We start from the raw sequence: 15,164 nt of genomic DNA, 5'->3' as shown, positions 1-15,164 counted from the left end.
TGATTAATACACTGCTCGTCATCTCCCGGGCCTCCGGGTGCCTCCACCGGCCACCGAGGAACGCCTCCATGTCATGCCTTCACCGCGCGCAGTCCCTCGCCCTGCTGCTGGCCGGCCTGTCGCTGCTGCTCGCCGGTTGCTCGCCGGAGGCCGCGCCGCCCGAGGCGCCGCCCACCGTGGTGGACAGTCACGTCATCCAGGCCGGCAACGGGGCCGCCGTCACCCGCCTCTCGGGCCGGGTCAAGGCCGCCGAACGCACCTCGCTGAGCTTCGAGATCCCCGGCGAGATCCGCCGCCTGACCGCGGACGTGGGCGAGCGCTTCGCCGCCGGGGAGGTCCTGGCGACACTGGACGACGAACGCTATCGGCTGGTGGCCCGTCAGCGGGAGGCCGAGCTCGGCGAGGCCGAGGCCGTGCTGCGCGAGAAGCGCCAGGACTACCGGCGCCACGCGCGGCTCGCCGAGCAGGGCTACGTCAGCCGGACCCGTCTGGACGCCGCCCGAGCCGCCCTGGGCACCGCCGAATCGCGGCACGCCTCGGCCGAGGCGGCCCGGGACCTGGCGGAGCGAGACCTGACGCTGACGACCCTGGCGGCCCCCTTCGACGGGTCGGTGAGCCGGCGCCATGCCGAGCCCGCCGAGCGGGTCGGCGCCGGCCAGCCGATCCTCGAGGTGATCTCCGACCGGGAAGGCTTCGAGGTGGAGACCAGCGTGCCCGAGACCCTGGTCGGCGCCCTGGCCGAGGGCTCCCGTCACGAGGTCATCTTCCCGGCGCTCGGCGGCGCCGCCAGCCCCGCCACCCTGCGCCACCTGGGCACCCAGCCGCGCTCCTCCAACGACTACCCGGTGATCCTGGCCGTGGACGCCCCTCCCGCCGGCCTGCGCTCCGGCATGACCGCCCAGGTGGCGCTGTCGCTGGGCGAGCCGGACGCCGACGCGACCCTCCCGGTGCCGCTCACCGCCCTGGTCTACACGGGCGAGGAGCGGGCTCATGTGCTGCGCATCACCGAGGCCAGGCGCCTGGAGCGGGTCGCGGTCGAGGTGGTGGCGATCGACGACGGCCGGGCCCTGGTCCGCGGCGAGCTGGCCGTCGGCGAGCGCATCGTGGCCCGCGGGGCCGAGTTCGTCGGCCCCGGGCAGGAAGTGAACCTGCTCGGCGAGGGGCCGGAACGCTACAACTGAGGCCGAGATGAACCTGAGCCAGATCGCCCACCGCCGCCGTCCCGTCTTCTACCTGGCCACCGTGCTGGCCATGCTGTTCGGCCTGTACAGCTACTTCACCCTGCCGGCCCGGGAGGACCCGGCGATCACCGTGCGCGAGGCCGTGGTCACCACCGCCTTCCCCGGCCTGCCGGCGGCCCAGGTGGAGGAGAACATCACCAAGCCCCTGGAGGAGCGCATCCGTACCGTCGGCGAGGTGGAGGAGATTCGCTCGACCTCCATGCGCGGGCGCTCGATCCTCCACGTGGAGATCCAGGATCGCTACTTCGACCTGGAGCAGATCTGGGACGAGGTGCGCCAGAAGATCGAGGCGGCGCGCCCCGACCTGCCCGCCGGCACCCGGGATCCGGTGTTCAACGACGACTTCGGCGACGTGGCGGTGGTGACCGCGGCGCTCACCGCCGAGGACTTCCCCCAGGCCGAGCAGCAGGAGATCGCCGAGCACGTTCGCACCGTCCTCTACGGCGTGCCGGGCACCAAGAAGGTGGAGCTGCTGGGCCTCCAGGCGCAGCGCGTGTTCGTCGACATCGCCGAGGCGCGCCTCGCCGAGCTCGGCCTCACGCCCGGCGACCTGGCCGCCCAGATCCAGCGACGCAACATCTTCCCCCCGGGGGGCGTGCTGGAGGCCGGCGAGCAGCGCCTGGCGCTCGAGGTGAGCGGCGAGTTCGAGAGCCTCGAGGCCCTGGGCGACGCCGAGCTGCGGCTGCCCGACGGCGGCACCCTGCGCCTGCGCGACCTCGGCGAGATCCGTCGCGGCTACCAGGACCCGGTGGACAAGCCGGCCTACTTCAACGGCGAGCCGGCCATCGTCTTCGCCGTCTCGATGCTTGAGGGACGCAGCGTGCTGGACTTCGGCCAGGCGATCCAGGCGCGCCTGGACGAGTTGCGGGCCAGCCTGCCGGCGGGCTACCGCCTGGACGTCATGACCTTCCAGCCCGACCAGGTGGCCAACGCCGTCTACGGGGTGACCCGCAGCGTGCTGCAGACGCTGGCCATCGTGCTGGGCGTGGTGATCCTCTTCCTCGGGGTGCGCACCGGGCTGATCGTCGGCTCGATCATCCCCACGGTGATGCTGGCCACGCTCGCCGTGATGGGCCTCGCGGAGATCACCCTGCAGCGGGCCAGCCTGGCCACCCTGGTCATCGCCCTGGGCCTGCTGGTGGACAACGCCATCGTCGTCGCCGAGGACTTCAAGACCCGCCTGGAGGCGGGCAGCAGCCGCGACCAGGCGCTCAAGGAGACCGGCGGCGAACTGGCCCTGCCGCTGCTGTCGTCCAGCCTGACCACCATCCTGGTGTTCCTGCCGCTGATGCTCGCCGAGCACGCCGCCGGCGAGTACACCCGCTCGATCTCCATCGTCATCGCCATCACCCTGCTGAGCTCCTGGTTCCTGTCGCTGACGGTGACCCCGGCGCTGTGCCATCGCTTCCTCCAGGCCCCGCGGGGGGCTGCGGCCCCCGGGGAGCCCGAGGACGGCGGCCCCAACCTCTCCGATCGCGCCTTCGGCTGGGTGTCGCGGCGCTACGGCCGGCTGCTGGCCCGGCTGCTTCATCACCGGGCCCTGTTCCTCGCGGCCATGGCCCTGACCCTGGTGGCCGGGGTGGCGATGATGCAGCTGGTGCCCCAGAAGTTCTTCCCGGACTCGGACCGCAACCAGGTGCTGGTGACCCTCGACTTCCCCTCGGACATCGCCGAGAACGCCACCGACCGGCGGATCCAGGCGCTGAGCCGGGAGCTGCGCGAGGCGCCCGGCCTGGCCCCCGACGTCACCGGCGTGGCGGCCTATGCCGGCTTCGGCGGGCCGCGCTTCGTGCTGTCCCTGACGCCCATCGACCCCGCCCCCAACAAGGGCTTCCTGGTGCTCAACGTGAGCGGCCGCGACCGGGTCGAGGGCGTGATCCACGCCACCCGGGACTACCTGGCCACCCGCCACCCCGATCTCTCGCCCCAGGTCACGCGGATGTTCCTCGGCCCCTCGGACAGCACCCTGCTGCAGGTCCAGGTGAAGGGCCCGGACCGGGAGGTGCTGTTCGCCGCCGCCGAGCGGGTGGAGGGCATCCTGCGCGAGCTGGACGGCGCCCGGGACGTGCGCCAGAGCTGGGAGGCACGGATCCCGTCGCTGACCATCGAGGTCGACCAGGCTCGGGCCCGCAGCGCCGGCATCACCTCCGAGGACATCGCCCGGTCGCTCTCGGGGGCCCTCGACGGCTACCGGCTGAGCCAGTACCGCGAGGGGGACGACATCATCCCGGTGGTCATGCGCTATGCCGAGGAGCAGCGCCAGAGCCTCGCCCGGCTCAAGTCGCTCACCGTCTACCCCCTGGGCACCCCCGGGCCCGGCGTGCCGCTCAACCAGGTGGCGGACATCGGGCTCGACAACGGCTACTACCGCATCGATCGCGAGAACCTGGTGCGCACCATCACCGTGGAGGGGCGAAACCGGCGCCTCACCGCCGAGGACATGGTGCCTCGGGTCGAGCCGGCGCTGCGCGAGCTCGAGGCGTCCCTGCCGCCGGGTCACTGGATCGAGTTCGACGGCGTGGTGGTGGAGTCCAGGGAAGGCCAGGCGGCGCTGCAGGCCAACCTGCCGCTGTGCCTCGGGCTGATCTTCGTGCTGCTGGTGGCCCAGTTCAACTCCTTCAAGCGGCCCCTGGTGATCGTCGCCACCATCCCCCTGGTGATCGTCGGGGTGGCCCTGGGCCTGCTGGCCACCCGGGCCAACTTCGGCTTCATGGTGCTGCTCGGCATCTACAGCCTGGCCGGCATCATCATCAACAACGCCATCGTGCTGATCGACCGCATCGACATCGAGCGGGCAGACCCGCGGCTGACGGGGCGGGACGCGGTGGTCAAGGCCTCGGCCCGGCGACTGCGGCCGATCCTGATGTCGGCGATCACCACCATCCTCGGCTTCCTGCCGCTGATCATCGGCCGCGACCCGCTGTTCTTCGGCATGGCCGGCGCCATGGCCTTCGGGCTCGGCGTGGGTACCATCATGAGCCTGGGGGTGGTGCCCGTGCTCTATACCCTCTTCTTCGGCATCGACACCCGCGAACCGGCCCGAGGAGGCTGACGCCATGGCCCGATATCCCACTCCCGAACCCGGCGACACCCGCGAGCGGCTGATCCACGCGGCCATCCGGCTGTTCGGCGAGCACGGCTACAAGGCCACCACCACCCGCATGCTGGCCGATGCCGCCGGGGCCAACATCGGCTCCATCGCCTACCATTTCGGCAACAAGCATGGCCTCTACCTGGCGGCGGCCGGCTATATCGCCGACCAGCTGCGCGGCCGGCTGGCGCTGGAGGAGGCGGTGCCGCCCCCCGCGGATCGCGACGCCGCCCTCGCCGAGCTGCGCGGCGTGATGCGGCGCATGGTGCGCACCTTCGCCGAGGACGACGACTGTCGCCAGTGGCTGCTGCTGGTGATGCGCGAGCAGGTCAACCCCAGCGAGGCCTTCGAGATCCTCCAGGCCCAGGCCTTCAGCGTCGTCCAGGCGACCCTGAGCGGCCTGATCGGCCGGCTCATCGGCCGTGACCCCGATGACCGGCGGGTGATCCTCGAGACCCACACCCTGGTCGGCCAGGTGGTGTTCTTCCTGATCGGCCGCGAGCCCCTGCTGCGCCGCCTGGGCCTCGGGGCCTTCGATGCGGCGACCCTGGCCGACATCGAGGCGGTGGTCGACGCCCACCTGCGGCTCTATGCCGCCCCGGAGGATTGAGGAGCTCGCCATGCGCCAGCCCATCGTCGGCTATCACCGTGACGCGGAGGGCCACTGGGTGGCCGAGCTGGCCTGCGGCCACAACCAGCACGTCCGCCACCAGCCGCCCTGGGTGGAGCGCCCCTGGGTGACCACCGAGGCGGGCCGGCGCTCGCGGCTCGGCCTGGCGCTGGACTGCGTGAAGTGCGAGCGCGGCGAGCCGCGGGACAACCCGTGAGCCGCCTAGACTGAGGGAACAGATCCAGCAGGAGCCGCCCCCCATGGCCTCGTCCGATGACAAGCTCTCCCGCTATCGCCGGAAGCGCGATGCACGGCGTACCCGCGAGCCCATGGGCGACGAGCCACGGCGCGGCGGGGACGACGACCGACCGATCTTCGTCGTCCAGCAGCACGACGCCTCCACCCTCCACTACGACTTCCGCCTCGAGGTCGACGGCGTCCTCAAGTCCTGGGCGGTGCCCAAGGGCCCTTCCACCGACCCTCGCGTCAAGCGCCTGGCCATTCCCACCGAGGATCACCCCCTGGCCTATGCCGACTTCGAGGGCGTCATCCCCGAGGGCCAGTACGGCGCGGGCACGGTGCTGGTCTGGGACCGGGGGCACCATCGCCCCCTCGGGGACGACGACGCCCCGATCGCCGAACAGCTCGCCGACGGCCACGCCACCTTCTGGCTGGAAGGCGAGAAGCTGCGCGGCGGCTATGCGTTGATCCACACCCGCCTGGAGAAGGGCAAGGACTGGCTGCTGGTGAAGATGGACGACGAGGCGGCGGATGCCCGGCGCAACCCCGTCTCCACCGAACCCGGGTCCGTCGCCACGGGCCGTACCCTGGAGGAGATCGCCGCCGAGGAGGCCAGTGGCGATGACTGACCCTCTGTCCCCCCTCGAAGCGGCGGAGCGAGAGCCGGCACGCCGGACCGCGATGCCCCGCTGGCATGCCCCCATGCTGGCGACTCTCAGCCACGCGGACATCGACGACGATGGCTGGTGCTTCGAACGCAAGCTGGACGGCGAGCGGGTCATCGCCCGGATTCGCCCCGGGGGCGAGGTCCAGTTGTACTCTCGCAACCATCGGCGTCTGGACGCCAGCTATCCCGATATCGAGGCCGCCCTGGCTCGCCAGGCCCCCCGGGGCTGTCTGCTGGACGGCGAGGTCGTCGCCTTCGACGCCCGCCACCGCAGCGACTTCCAGCGCCTCCAGCCACGCATGCAGGCCGCCGATCGGGAGGAGGCCCGGCGGAGTGGGGTGCGGGTCTATTACTACCTGTTCGATTGTCTCTATGCCTGTGGCCACGACCTCACCGGGTGCACGCTGCGCAGCCGCAAGAAACTGCTCCGCACCCTGATCGACTGGCGGGCGCCGCTGCGCTGGACGCCCCACCGGATCCAGGATGGGCCCGGCTATCACCGCCAGGCCTGTGACAGGGGCTGGGAGGGGCTGATCGCCAAGCGCGCCGACTCGGCCTATGTCGCGGGACGCTCACGAGAGTGGCGCAAATGGAAGTGTCGGCATCAGCAGGAATTCGTCATCGGCGGCCATACCGAGCCGCACGGCGAACGGGAGGGACTGGGCGCCCTGCTGCTGGGGGTCTATCAGGAGGACGAGCTGGTCTATGCGGGCAAGGTCGGCACCGGTTTCGATGCCGCCATGCTGGCGACCCTGAAGGATCGGCTCTCGCCGCTGGCGCGCGAGACATCGCCCTTTCAGCGAGGCGACCCGCCCCGCGAGGGCGTTCGCTTCGTCTCGCCCCGCCTGGTCTGTGAGGTCGCCTTCACCGAATGGACCCGCGACGGCCGCCTGCGCCACCCAAGCTTCCAGGGGCTTCGCCGCGACAAGGCGCCCCGGGACGTGCATCGCGAGGACTGACGGCCGGCCACGGCCAGGGAGACGCCATGCAGATCGATGGGCGGCACATCGAGACCTCGAACCGCGACAAGCCGTTCTTCCCCGAGGCGGGACTCACCAAGGGCGACCTGGTCGACTACTACGCCGACCTCGGCGACACCATGCTGGTGCACCTCGACGGCCACCCGGTCAGCCTGCAGCGCTTCCCCGACGGCCTCGACGGCGAGGGCTTCTACCAGAAGGACGCCTCGGCCCACTTTCCCGACTGGCTGACGCGGGTGCGCTTCCCCAAGCGCGAGGGCGGCCACTTCATGGCGCCGGTCATCGACAGTCGCGCGGCCCTGGTCTACCTGGCGGACCAGGCGATGATCACTCCGCACCCCTACCTGGCCCGGGCCGACGACCTCGAGCGCCCCGACCGGCTGATCTTCGACCTGGACCCGCCCGAGGGCGGCCGGGACGTCGCGTCGGTGCGGCGTGCCGCCCTGGACCTGCGCGGCCTGCTGGACGAACTGTCGCTGAGCGCCTGGGTGCAGACCACCGGTTCCAGGGGCTTCCATGTGGTGGTGCCGCTCGACGCCGGCGCCGACTTCGACGCCAGTCGCGCCTTCGCCCGGGACACCGCTCGGGTACTGGTCCGCCGCCACCCCGATCGCTACACCCTGGCCCAGCGCAAGCGCCAGCGGCGGGGACGGATCTTCCTGGACGTCATGCGCAACGCCTACGGCGCCACCGCGGTGGCGCCCTATGCCGTGCGCGCCCTGGCGGGCGCGCCCGTCGCCACGCAGCTGTCCTGGCCGGAGCTGGAACGCGGGGCCACCCCCCGGGGCTGGACCCTGGGCAACCTCCGCCGTCGCCTGGCCCAGAAGGCGGACCCCTGGGCCGAGATGGCTCGCCACGCCGTCGCGCTCTCCGCCCATCGTGAGGCCCTCGACCGCCTGCTGGCGCGCGAGCCGCCCGCCGAGGAGGAAGCCTGAGCCGGCCTCAGGCCGGCGGCAGGTGACCGGTCTTGACGTAGACCCGGGCGCCCGCCGAGCCGGTGAAGGGCGCATGGCGACGGCCCGGGGGCAGGCGCAGCCAGGTGCCGGCCGGATAGGTCCCCTCCGTGTCCTCCAGGACGCCCTCGAGCACCAGGTACTCCGCCCCGCCGGGCAGGTCGCGCTCGCCGCCCCGGGTGTTCGGCGCCCAGCGCTCGAGCCGCACCCGCTCGTCGCCGAAGGCGTGCAGGGGCAGCGTCTCGATCCCCGCCACCGGGCCATCCGCCCAGGGGCCGCCCCGGGTGTCGATGACCGTCCGGGTGGTGTCGGCCGCCTCGAACTGGTGCAGCTTGACGAAGATGACCGCCCCCTGCTCGCCCACTCGCGGGGCATGGGCGGTGCCGATGGGATTGCGCAGGTAGCAGCCCGCCGGGTAGGCGCCGTGCTCGTCGGCGAACTCGCCCTCCAGCACCAGGATCTCCTCGCCCCCGCCGTGCTCATGCGGGGGGAAATCGCTGTTCGGCGCATAGCGCACCAGGGAGGTGGCCCGGGCGACCTCCTCGCCGATGCGGTCGAGCATCATGCGCTCGACCCCGGGGGTGGGCGAGGCCACCCAGCGATACTGATCCGGCGTGAGCGCCACGCGGGCCTGGAAGTCGGCATTGAGTCGCATCGGGCCTCCTGGGGCATCGAGCCGTGGATGATGATCGGCATTGTCGCCCAGGGGCCGGACGGGGTCACCCCAGGTCGACGGCCGGCGTGGGCCGCCGGGACTGGGCGGCCCGGGAAGGGAGTGCGAAGATGGGGACGCGCGATTCCTGCCTCAACGGAGTGAAGCCATGCCCCGTCCGCCGGCCCTCTTGCTTGTCGCCCTCCTCGCCCTGCTCGGCCTGTCGGGCTGCGCCACCCTGTCCGAGGGGGAGTGCCGCACCGCCGACTGGCGCCAGCTTGGCCGTCAGGACGGCGCTCAGGGCCAGCCCCGGGCCCGGCTCTTCGAGCACCGGAAGGCCTGCGCCGAGTATGGCATCGCGCCCGATGCCGAGGCCTACTTCACGGGTCGCCAGCGCGGCCTGTTCGACTACTGCACCCCGGCCAACGGCTTCCGTCAGGGCCGCCGCGGGGCGCGCTACCAGGGCGTCTGCCCGGCCCTGCTCGAGCCCGACTTCCTCGAACGCTACCGCCAGGGCCGGGCCCTGCACGAGGCCGAGGCCGCCCTGGCGGGGACGGAACGCGAGATCGAGCGGGCGGAGCGCCGGCTGTTCGACGAGGACACCGACGCCGAGCAGCGCCGGCGCCTGCACCGGGAGCTGCGCCGACTCTACCGGGACTACCGGCTGCGCCAGCAAGAGCTACTGCGCCTGGAGCGCCGGCTCGGCGAGGCGACCCGGGTCTCGCCCTGATCCCGGGCGCCGGCGTCGCCACGGCGGGTACGATGCACCAGGCGAGCGCGCGCCTGCCGGCAGGACGCCCGGGCGGCCCGGCGCCACCCACCGGGGTCGTGTCGCCCGGCGAGTTGGCCCGATGCTTGCTTGAGCGATGGAGGCGCCGCCTGCGGTAAGCTGGTCCCCGAGCCCTCACCGCCGACTCGACCCAGAAGGATCCCGTCTTGGCCATCGACCTGCTCTACAACGTCCTGATCTTCCTCGGTGCCGCCGTGCTGATCGTGCCCCTGATCAAGCGCCTGGGACTCGGCGAGGTGCTGGGCTACCTGCTCGCCGGGGTGATGATCGGCCCCTCGGTGCTGGGCCTGGTCCCGGATGCCGACGCGGTGCTGCAGTTCTCCCAGGTGGGCATCGTCTTCCTGCTGTTCGTCATCGGCCTGGAGCTCAAGCCCAGCCGTCTCAGGCTGATGCGCAAGGCGGTGTTCGGCTTCGGCAGCCTCCAGGTGGCCGTCACCACGGCGCTGCTCACCGGCCTGGGCCTGGCGGCGGGCCTTTCCCCCACCGCGGCCCTGGTGGTGGGCTTCAGCCTGGGGCTCTGCTCGACCCCGCTGGTGCTGCAGCTGCTCGGGGAGCGCGGCGAGCTGGGGAGTCGCCACGGTCGCTATGCGTTCGCCCTGCTGCTCTTCCAGGACCTGGCGGCGATCCCGGTGCTGGCCGCCCTGCCCCTGCTGGCCGGGGAGACGCCCCTGGCCGGCGGCTGGCCCGCCCTGGCGGGGGAAGTCCTGGTCGCGGTCGCCGCCTTCGCCGGGCTGATCGTCGGCGGCCGCTACCTGCTGCGCCCGCTGTTCCGCTACGCCGCCGCGACCCGCAGCCGCGAGGTCTTCGCCGGCACCGCCCTGCTGGTGGTGATCGGCGCCGCCCTGGTGATGGAGCTGGCCGGGCTGTCCATGGCCCTGGGGGCCTTCATCGCCGGCGTCCTGCTGGCCGACTCGGAATACCGCCACAGCATCGAGGCCGACATCGAACCCTTCCGCGGCCTGCTCCTGGGGCTGTTCTTCATGGCGGTGGGCATGACCGCCCAGATCGGCCTGCTGGGCGAGCGTCCCGGCCTGGTGCTGGGGCTCGCCGCCGCCCTGCTGGCCGCCAAGTGGCTGAGCCTGGTGATCACCGCCAAGGCCTACGGCACGGGCTGGCGCGCCTCCCTGAACCTGGGCGCGCTGCTGTCCCAGGGCGGGGAATTCGGCTTCGTGCTGCTCACCGCCGCCGGCGCCGCCGCCCTGGTCGACCCCGCCCTGGTCGGCCTGCTGGTGCTGGTGGTGTCGCTGTCCATGGCCGCCACGCCGGTGCTCTTCCAGGCCCATGCCAGCCTGGTGCGGCCGCTGTTCAAGGCCAGGAGGCGCCGGCGGGACTTCGACCGTCCCCCGCAGCATGGCCCCCAGATCATCATCGCCGGCTTCGGGCGCTTCGGGCAGATCATGGGCCGCGCCCTGCAGGGGCTGAAGATTCCCTACACGGTGCTCGACATCAACGCCGACCACGTCGAGTTCGTGCGCCGCTACGGCAACGAGGTCTACTTCGGGGACGCCTCCCGGCTCGACCTGCTGGAAGCCGCCGGGGCCGACCGGGCCCGGGTGCTGGTGGTGGCGGTGGGCGACATCGAGGCCTCGATGCGCATCGTCCACCGGGTCCGGCGCCGCTTCCCGCACCTGCGCCTCTATGCCCGGGCCCGCGACCGCTACCACGCCCAGCTGCTGATGCGCGCCGGCGTCACCGACATCATCCGCGAACTGCTGCCGGCGAGCCTGGAGCTGACCCGGGAGGTGCTGGTGGGGCTGGGCATTCCCCGGGACCAGGCCCAGCACACCATCGATACCTTCCGGCCCCACGACGAGCAGGCCCTGCGACGCCAGCTCGAGGCCTTCGGCAACGAGCAGCGGCAGATGCAGACCATCCAGGCGGCGGCCCGGGAGCTGGAGGAGCTCTACGAGGCCGACGAGGACATCGCCACGACCGCGCCCGATCGCCCCTCAGGCCGATCCTGAACCGAGCCGCCACCAGTCGGGCAGCAGCGCCCGGTTCTCGGCCCGGGCGAAGCGGTCATCCATCAGCACCACCACGCCGCGGTCCTCGGGGCCGCGGATGACTCGCCCGGCGGCCTGCACCACCTTGATCATGCCGGGGATCCGGTAGGCGTAGTCGTGGCCGCGGCCGAAGCGCGCCTCGAGCCGCGCCTTGAGCACCTCGTGGAAGGGATCGAAGGGCGGCAGGCCCAGGATGGCGACGAAGGCCCCGATCAACCGCTCGCCGGGGAGGTCGATGCCCTCGGCGAAGGCCCCGCCGAGCACGGCGAAGGCGATGCCCGCCTCCCCGGGGACGAAGCCGGCCAGGAAGGCCTCGCGCTCGGCCTCGTCCATGCCGCGATGCTGGGCGCGCACCGGGATCGCCGGGCAGGCCTCGCGCAGGCGCGCAAGCGCCGCCTCCAGGTAGGCGAAGCTGCTGAAGAAGGCCAGGTAGTGCCCCGGGCGGCGCCGGTACTGGCCGGCCAGCTCGGCGACGATGGGCGCAAGCGAGGCCTCGCGGTCGACCAGCCGGGTGGAGACGTCGGTGCGGCATCGCACCTCGAGCTGCTCGGCGGCGAAGGGGGCGGCCACCCGACGGCTCACGGCGTCGTCGGGCAGCCCCAGCAGGTCACGGTGATAGGCCGCCGGGCTGAGGGTCGCCGAGAACAGCACCGCGCACCGGGCGGCCTCGAAGCGCGGCGCCAGGAAGTCCGCCGGGATCAGGTTGCGGATCGCCAGCCGGGCCCGCCCTCGCCCGGGACGGCGCAGCTCGCACAGGGAGTGCCCGCCGAAGCGTTCCGCCAGCCGGGCAAAGGCCAGGGCCTCGAAGAGGAACTCCTGCAGGGCCGGATCGGCCCCGCTCGGATGCTCGCCCAGGTAGTCGGTGATCGCCGCCACCGCCTGCTGGAGGGCGCCGACCAGCCCCCGGGGCAGCTCGTCCAGGGCCTGCCAGTCACACTCGTCGACCTCGCGCAGCAGCGCCTGCCAGCGCCGGGCCAGGCGTCCCAGCGGCCTCGACAGGGCCGGGGGCGCCGACCTGCGCAACCGGTTCAGCCGGCGCTGGTCCAGCTCGGCGCTGTACATGCCCCGGGCCCGGTCGACCAGGTTGTGGGCCTCGTCCACCAGCAGGCCGAGCCGGGTGCCGTCGACCTGCACCAGGCCATGGATCAGGGCGCCATCGTCGAAGTAATGGTTGACGTCGCCGACCAGCACGTCGGCCCAGCGGGCCAGCTCCTGGCCCAGGTAGTAGGGACAGACGCCGTGATCGAGCGCCACCTCGCGCAGCGCGCCGCGATCCCACCAACCGCGAGCCACGGCGTCCCGGCGCGCCGCCGGCAGGCGATCGAAGAAGCCCTCCGCCAGCGGGCAGGCCTCGCCGTGGCAGGCGCGGTCGGGATGCTCGCAGGCCTTGTCCCGGGCCACCAGCTCCAGCACCCGCAGCGGCAGGCGAGGCTCGCCGTCGGCGGCGCCCAGGTCCGCCAGGGCGTCCAGGGCCAGGCGCCGCCCCGGGGTCTTCATGGTCAGGAAGGCCAGCCGGTCGAGGGCCTGGCGGGGCATGGCGGCGAGCAGCGGGAAGAGGGTCCCCAGGGTCTTGCCGATGCCGGTGGGCGCCTGCGCCAGCAGGCAGCGGCCGGTCGCCGCGGCCCGGTAGGCGTCCTCCGCCAGGGCGCGCTGGCCGGGACGGAAGTCGTCGTGGGGGAAGGCGAGCCGCGACAGGGCCGCGTCCCGGGCCGCCCGATGCGCCGCCTCCTGCTCGGCCCAGGCCAGGAAGGCCCGGCAATGGGCCTCGAAGCCGGCCTGGAGGTCGTCGGCCCTGGCTTCCCGGGTCAGCCGCGTCTCGCGACCGGTGGCGACATCCAGGTAGACCAGCGCCAGGGTCAGGGACTCGAGCCCGCGTTCGGCGCACAGCAGGGCGCCGTAGACCTCCGCCTGGGCCCAGTGCAGGGCGCGCTGGTTGGCCGTCATGCGCTCCAGGCTGCCGCGGTGGGTCTTGATCTCCTCCAGGCGGTTGGCGGCCGGATCATAACCGTCGGCGCGGCCGGCGACCGTCAGGCTCCGGAACTCCCCGGACAGCGGCAGTTCGGCCTCGTAGCCCTCGCCTCGCCGCTCGCGTACCCGGGCATGGCCCTCGATCCCCTCCCGGGCGCTGGGCGCGGGGGTGAAGCGGTGATCCAGGTCGCCGCGCCGGGCGGTGAACTCGCACAGCGCCCGCACGGCGATCCGATAGCCCGCCGTCTCGCTCACCCCGCCTCCCAGCGCACGTGACAGACCGCCACGGGAATCCCGTGGGCCTGGAAGCGAGCCAGCCAGCGGCGCTGGTTGTCCTGCAGCCGGTCTCCCGGCCCCTTGACCTCGATCAGCCGATAGGCGGGCTCGCCGGCGCCGGACGCGGGAAGGAACTGAATCAGGTCGGGCAGGCCCGCACGATTGACGCGAGGATCCTCGAGGAACCGCTCGAAGCAGGCCCGCAGGTGGGCGGGCGGGATGGTGGCCAGGGCCCGCTCCAGGAGGGGCTCGTCCAGCGCGCCCCAGTGCACGAAGGGCGAGGCCAGCCCCTGCTTGGTCCGCCAGCGCGCACGGATGCTCTCCCGATAGCGGCCGTCGTCGAGCTCGGCCAGGCAGGCCTCGAACAGCCTCCGGCGCCGGGCCACGAAGTCCTCGCGGCCGAGGTCCGCCGGCCCGCTGTGGAAAGGATGGAAGAAGGCTCCGGGCAGCGGCGCGAAGACGGCGTCCCAGCACAGCAGCCCGAAGAGCCCGCCGATCAGGGTGTTCTCGACGTAGTGGACCGGGGCCTCCGCCGTCCCCAGGTGCGCCGCCACGGCCCGTTCCACCCCGCCCGGGCCGGGGGGCAGGACCAGATCCAGCCGCTCGGGCGCCGGTTCCGGCGCTCGGGGGGGGATCGACAGGCCCAGCTTGCGACACAGCCTGGGGCGCAGCCGCGACAGGGCCTGGCGCTCGGCCTCGTCCACCGGGTCGACGGCCTCGAGCTCGCGCAGGGCAAGGTCGTGCTCGCCGAGACGCTCGAGCAGGCGCAGCCGGCGGACTCGGGCCTCGCCGAGCCCGGCGTCCGCATAGCAGGCCAGTGCCGTATCGGCCTCGCCCCGGCGCTCGGCCTCGCGGCCCAGGGCCAGCAGCAACCGGGCCCGGCGGGCGGCCAGCCAGGCATTGTCCGGCGGGGCCGGCACCTCCCGGGCCAATGCCGAGGGGCAGTCGCCGTCGTCGAGACGCTCGCGCAGCCGGTGCAGGCCCAGGTAGGCGTCGACCTCGGCGCGGTGCTGGAAGGCCCGGGAGTTCGCCGCGAAGGGCACCGTCTCGAAGCGTTGCAGGCCGAGCTCGGCGAGCACGAACTCGGCCCAGTCCTGGCGCAGGTTGCCGAAGAACATCAAACGCAGGCGATCGCAGAGGTCCATGCACGTCAGCCGCACCACCCGGTCCGGTGCCTCGGGCCACCACTCGCTCAGCCGCCGGGGCGCGAGCTCCCGGGCCGCCAGCGCCTCCCGCAGCGCGCCCTTGGCGGCGCTCGTGGACAGGCCCGCCGCGGCGCTGTCCCCGGCCAGGGCATGTCGCAGTTCCGGCAGGCGAAGCTGGCGGCAGAGTTCGTCGACGGGCAGTGCCGGGGCATCCTCCACCCAGCCGGCCGCCACCAGGGGGCTCAGGGCTTCCTCGATGTCGCCGATCTCGTCGTAGGCCAGCCGGGAGGTGCGGAAGTGCTCTCCCTTGCGCATCACCATGCGCACCAGCAGCGCCCGGGAGGCCCGCGGCAGGGCCGGGAAATCGGCGAGGAAGGCGCGTTCGGGCTCGATGAGCAGGTCGTCGTGACGCGCGGCCACCCAGTCCAGCACGCACTGGAAGTTGGCCAGGTAGTAGAAGGGGTCGTCCAGGGAGGCCGTCAGCGAGGCGGCGGACGTGGCGCTGTTCATGCCGCCATGATATCAGCCCGCCGCCGGGGCGTCAGAGC

The 15,164-nt window shown here is 72.8% G+C and carries 12 protein-coding genes; 9 read left to right on the top strand and 3 right to left on the bottom strand.

The window, feature by feature from the left end; genetic code table 11:
* Positions 1 to 68 precede the first annotated feature (68 nt).
* The 7 genes from BEI_RS01765 to ligD (BEI_RS01735) are packed head-to-tail and all read left to right on the top strand — an operon-like array spanning position 69 to position 7,764.
* Positions 69 to 1,181: an efflux RND transporter periplasmic adaptor subunit gene (locus tag BEI_RS01765; RefSeq protein ID WP_097787891.1), complete on the top strand. Its 1,113-nt coding sequence runs from the start codon at positions 69 to 71 to the stop codon at positions 1,179 to 1,181.
* 7 nt (positions 1,182 to 1,188) lie between these two features.
* Positions 1,189 to 4,293: an efflux RND transporter permease subunit gene (locus BEI_RS01760; RefSeq protein WP_097787890.1), complete on the top strand. Its 3,105-nt coding sequence runs from the start codon at positions 1,189 to 1,191 to the stop codon at positions 4,291 to 4,293.
* Positions 4,294 to 4,297: 4 nt separating this feature from the next.
* Positions 4,298 to 4,942, top strand: coding sequence for a CerR family C-terminal domain-containing protein (locus tag BEI_RS01755; protein ID WP_097787889.1), 645 nt, complete (start codon positions 4,298 to 4,300; stop codon positions 4,940 to 4,942).
* Positions 4,943 to 4,952: 10 nt separating this feature from the next.
* A complete protein-coding gene (locus tag BEI_RS01750) occupies positions 4,953 to 5,159 on the top strand; it encodes a DUF3565 domain-containing protein (RefSeq protein WP_097787888.1) in 207 nt (68 codons plus the stop codon).
* Between the two features lie 43 nt (positions 5,160 to 5,202).
* On the top strand, positions 5,203 to 5,811 hold the full coding sequence (locus BEI_RS01745; RefSeq protein ID WP_097787887.1) for a DNA polymerase ligase N-terminal domain-containing protein: 609 nt from the start codon (positions 5,203 to 5,205) through the stop codon (positions 5,809 to 5,811).
* Positions 5,804 to 6,808, top strand: coding sequence for a non-homologous end-joining DNA ligase (gene ligD, locus BEI_RS01740; protein ID WP_097787886.1), 1,005 nt, complete (start codon positions 5,804 to 5,806; stop codon positions 6,806 to 6,808). Before BEI_RS01745 ends, ligD (BEI_RS01740) begins: the two co-directional genes overlap by 8 nt.
* Before the next feature lie 26 nt (positions 6,809 to 6,834).
* Positions 6,835 to 7,764, top strand: coding sequence for a non-homologous end-joining DNA ligase (gene ligD, locus BEI_RS01735; RefSeq protein WP_097787885.1), 930 nt, complete (start codon positions 6,835 to 6,837; stop codon positions 7,762 to 7,764).
* A gap of 7 nt (positions 7,765 to 7,771) precedes the next feature.
* On the opposite strand, the gene BEI_RS01730 is transcribed toward ligD (BEI_RS01735), so the two are convergent.
* Positions 7,772 to 8,437 carry a cupin domain-containing protein gene (locus tag BEI_RS01730; RefSeq protein WP_097787884.1) on the bottom strand — a complete coding sequence of 222 codons (666 nt, stop codon included), beginning with the start codon at positions 8,435 to 8,437 and terminating at the stop codon, positions 7,772 to 7,774.
* Between the two features lie 166 nt (positions 8,438 to 8,603).
* Here BEI_RS01730 and BEI_RS01725 point away from each other — a divergent pair, with 166 nt between their 5' ends.
* Positions 8,604 to 9,164 carry a DUF2799 domain-containing protein gene (locus tag BEI_RS01725; protein ID WP_097787883.1) on the top strand — a complete coding sequence of 187 codons (561 nt, stop codon included), beginning with the start codon at positions 8,604 to 8,606 and terminating at the stop codon, positions 9,162 to 9,164.
* A gap of 206 nt (positions 9,165 to 9,370) precedes the next feature.
* A complete protein-coding gene (locus BEI_RS01720; protein ID WP_097787882.1) occupies positions 9,371 to 11,188 on the top strand; it encodes a monovalent cation:proton antiporter-2 (CPA2) family protein in 1,818 nt (605 codons plus the stop codon).
* Here the strand turns inward: BEI_RS01720 and BEI_RS01715 are convergent.
* Both BEI_RS01715 and BEI_RS01710 read right to left on the bottom strand, forming a co-directional pair.
* Entirely contained in the window at positions 11,174 to 13,450 is a 2,277-nt protein-coding gene (locus tag BEI_RS01715; RefSeq protein ID WP_097787881.1) for an ATP-dependent DNA helicase, read from the bottom strand. The two genes, BEI_RS01720 and BEI_RS01715, sit on opposite strands and share 15 nt — an antisense overlap.
* Positions 13,447 to 15,126 (bottom strand): VRR-NUC domain-containing protein, encoded by a 1,680-nt coding sequence (locus BEI_RS01710; protein ID WP_097787880.1) that lies wholly within the window; start codon positions 15,124 to 15,126, stop codon positions 13,447 to 13,449. Before BEI_RS01710 ends, BEI_RS01715 begins: the two co-directional genes overlap by 4 nt.
* Positions 15,127 to 15,164: the final 38 nt, after the last annotated feature.

Source organism: Halomonas beimenensis (genome assembly GCF_002549795.1).
GTDB lineage: Bacteria > Pseudomonadota > Gammaproteobacteria > Pseudomonadales > Halomonadaceae > Halomonas > Halomonas beimenensis.
This window is presented reverse-complemented; position numbering and strand designations above follow the sequence as displayed.